Origin of the sequence: Burkholderia sp. Ac-20392 (assembly GCF_017104585.1) — a bacterium.
GTDB classification, from domain to species: Bacteria; Pseudomonadota; Gammaproteobacteria; order Burkholderiales; family Burkholderiaceae; genus Burkholderia; species Burkholderia lata.
The window spans coordinates 1-2,163 of record NZ_JAAGPB010000867.1 but is presented as its reverse complement, the minus strand read 5'-3'; the positions used below and the strand labels follow the sequence as shown (position 1 = coordinate 2,163).

Annotated in this window: 4 protein-coding genes; 3 read left to right on the top strand and 1 reads right to left on the bottom strand. The window is 68.6% G+C overall.

Features of this window, described 5'->3' with window-relative positions; genetic code table 11:
* On the bottom strand, nt 1-386 hold a 386-nt coding region (locus G3N99_RS39165; protein ID WP_206125076.1), incomplete at its 3' end, for a LacI family DNA-binding transcriptional regulator.
* 172 nt (nt 387-558) lie between these two features.
* On the opposite strand from G3N99_RS39165, the gene G3N99_RS39160 reads away from it, so the two are divergent.
* From G3N99_RS39160 to G3N99_RS39150, 3 genes are all read left to right on the top strand, one after another.
* Nucleotides 559-1,641, top strand: coding sequence for a fatty acid desaturase family protein (locus G3N99_RS39160; protein ID WP_174985727.1), 1,083 nt, complete (start codon nt 559-561; stop codon nt 1,639-1,641).
* A 36-nt stretch (nt 1,642-1,677) separates the two neighbouring features.
* Nucleotides 1,678-1,986: a non-heme iron oxygenase ferredoxin subunit gene (locus G3N99_RS39155; protein WP_011353115.1), complete on the top strand. Its 309-nt coding sequence runs from the start codon at nt 1,678-1,680 to the stop codon at nt 1,984-1,986.
* Between the two features lie 4 nt (nt 1,987-1,990).
* The coding region (locus G3N99_RS39150) for an FAD-dependent oxidoreductase (RefSeq protein WP_206125077.1) at nt 1,991-2,163 on the top strand (173 nt) is incomplete at its 3' end.

The following is a 2,163-nucleotide window of genomic DNA, read 5'->3' as shown; positions in this document are numbered from 1 at the left end:
GCCGCACGCCGGTACGCGGGCCGCTCGATCAGCGCGGCGGCGCGCTCGTCGTCGGCGGCGGGCAGGATCGTCCGGTGCACGACCACGCGCCGGTCGAGCATCTGCAGCGAGCGCTGCAGCGCGAGCTGCAGCCGGCGAAAGAACGCCGCGTCGGTGTCCGGCAGCAGCACGTCGACGTGGACCAGCCCGTGCCGCGTGTCGGGTAGCTGGCGCGGCACGCCGAGCTGCCGCGCGGCCGCCACCACGCGTTCGCGCGCCTGCGCCGACACGCTGCCGCGCTCGTTCAGCACGCGGTCGACGGTGGTCGTGCTGACCCCGGCGAGCGCCGCGATCTCGTCGAAGCGCGCGGTGCGCTTGCGCCAGCGCGGCCCGGATTCGCCTGCCATGGTTGTCTCCATCGTGGGGTCGCCATCGAGACGTGGCGATGCGAGGAACGCTAAAGCGATGGCGAAATTTCGTCAACGTTTCGATTGAGCGGGGGAGGCTGCGGGCCTAATTTTGATTCCATGCCGAAGCGCTTGCCGCGCTTCCTACGGACAAGGAATCAAGGAGACGCACGTGGTTCATCTCGACGACCAGGCGCACGACCGCACGGCGGCGCGCCGGCAGGAATACCGGATGACCGGCGGCGCCGGCGAGCGCGCGCAGGCGGCCGGGCTCGTCAACGCCGAGTGGTACCGGTGCGCGGTGCCGCGGCCGCTGATGAAGCAGCTGATGCAGCGCGGCGACGCGCGCGCGATCCGCGACACGCTGATCTGGTACGCGGCGATCGCGATCAGCGGCGTGCTCGCGTGGCTGGCATGGCGCGCGCATTCGGCGTGGGCGATCCCCGCGTTCTTCGTGTACGGCACGCTTTACTGCAGCCCGGCCGACTCGCGCTGGCACGAATGCGGGCACGGCACCGCGTTCCGCACACGCTGGATGAACGACGTGCTGTACCAGGTCGCGTCGTTCCAGGTGTTCCGCCGTGCGACGGCATGGCGCTGGAGCCATGCGCGTCATCACACCGATACGCTGGTCGTCGGGCGCGATCCGGAAATCGCCGCTCCGAAGCCGACCGACTGGTTCTCGCTCGTGCTGAACATCGTCGCGCTGAAGCACGTGGCCGGCGAGCTGCGCAAGATGATCGCGATTGCCTTTACCGGCCGGCTCGACGATGAGGAGCGCACCTACGTGCCGGAATCGGAGCGGCCGAAGGTGGTGCGCGAGTCTCGTATCCATCTTGCGGTGTACGCGCTCGTGACCGCTGCTTCGCTCTACTGGCACACGATCCTGCCGCTGCTCTACATCGGGCTGCCGAGCCTCTACGGCGCATGGCTGTACCTGTATTTCGGCCTCACGCAGCATGCGGGCATGCCCGAGAACGTGCTCGATCACCGGCGCAACTGCCGGACCGTGAGGATGAATCCGGTGTTCCGCTTCCTGTACTGGAACATGAACTACCACGTCGAGCACCACATGTTTCCAATGGTGCCGTTCCACGCGCTGCCGAAGCTGCACGAGGCCGTGAAGGCCGACATGCCGCCGCCGTATCGCAGCACGCTGGCCGCGTATGCGGAGATCGTGCCGGCGCTGGTCCGGCAGACGCGCGACCCGACCGATTACGTCGTGCGGCCCGTGCCGGATGCCGCGCGTGCCTGACCGACATCGACCCTGCCAACCGAGGAGACAAGCAACATGACGCAATGGATCGACACCGGTGCGCTCGACGACATCGACGACGAAGACGTCGCGCGCTTCGACCATGCCGGCCACACGTACGCGATCTACCGCATCGACGGCGAAGTCTATGCGAGCGACGGCCTGTGCACGCACGAGCACGTGCATCTGGCAGACGGGCTCGTGATCGACCACGTGATCGAATGCCCGAAGCACAACGGACGCTTCGACGTCCGCGACGGTCGGCCGCTGTCCGCACCCGCCTGCGAGAAGCTGCGCACGTACCGCGCGAAGATCGAAGACGGCCGCATCCTGATCGAGGTGTGACGCGATGACGAACGACCGGGTGATGGCGATCGTCGGCGCGGGTCACGCGGGCGGCCGCGCGGCGCAGGTGCTGCGGGAGTCCGGCTGGGGCGGGCGGATCGTGCTGATCGGCGCGGAGGCGCATCCGCCGTACGAGCGGCCGCCGTTGTCGAAGGGCGTGCTGACCGGCGAACGCAG

Coding starts and splice junctions, on each gene's coding strand:
- G3N99_RS39155 (WP_011353115.1), top strand. CDS start 1,678: ATGACGCAATGGATCGACACCGGTGCGCTCGACGACATCGACGACGAA.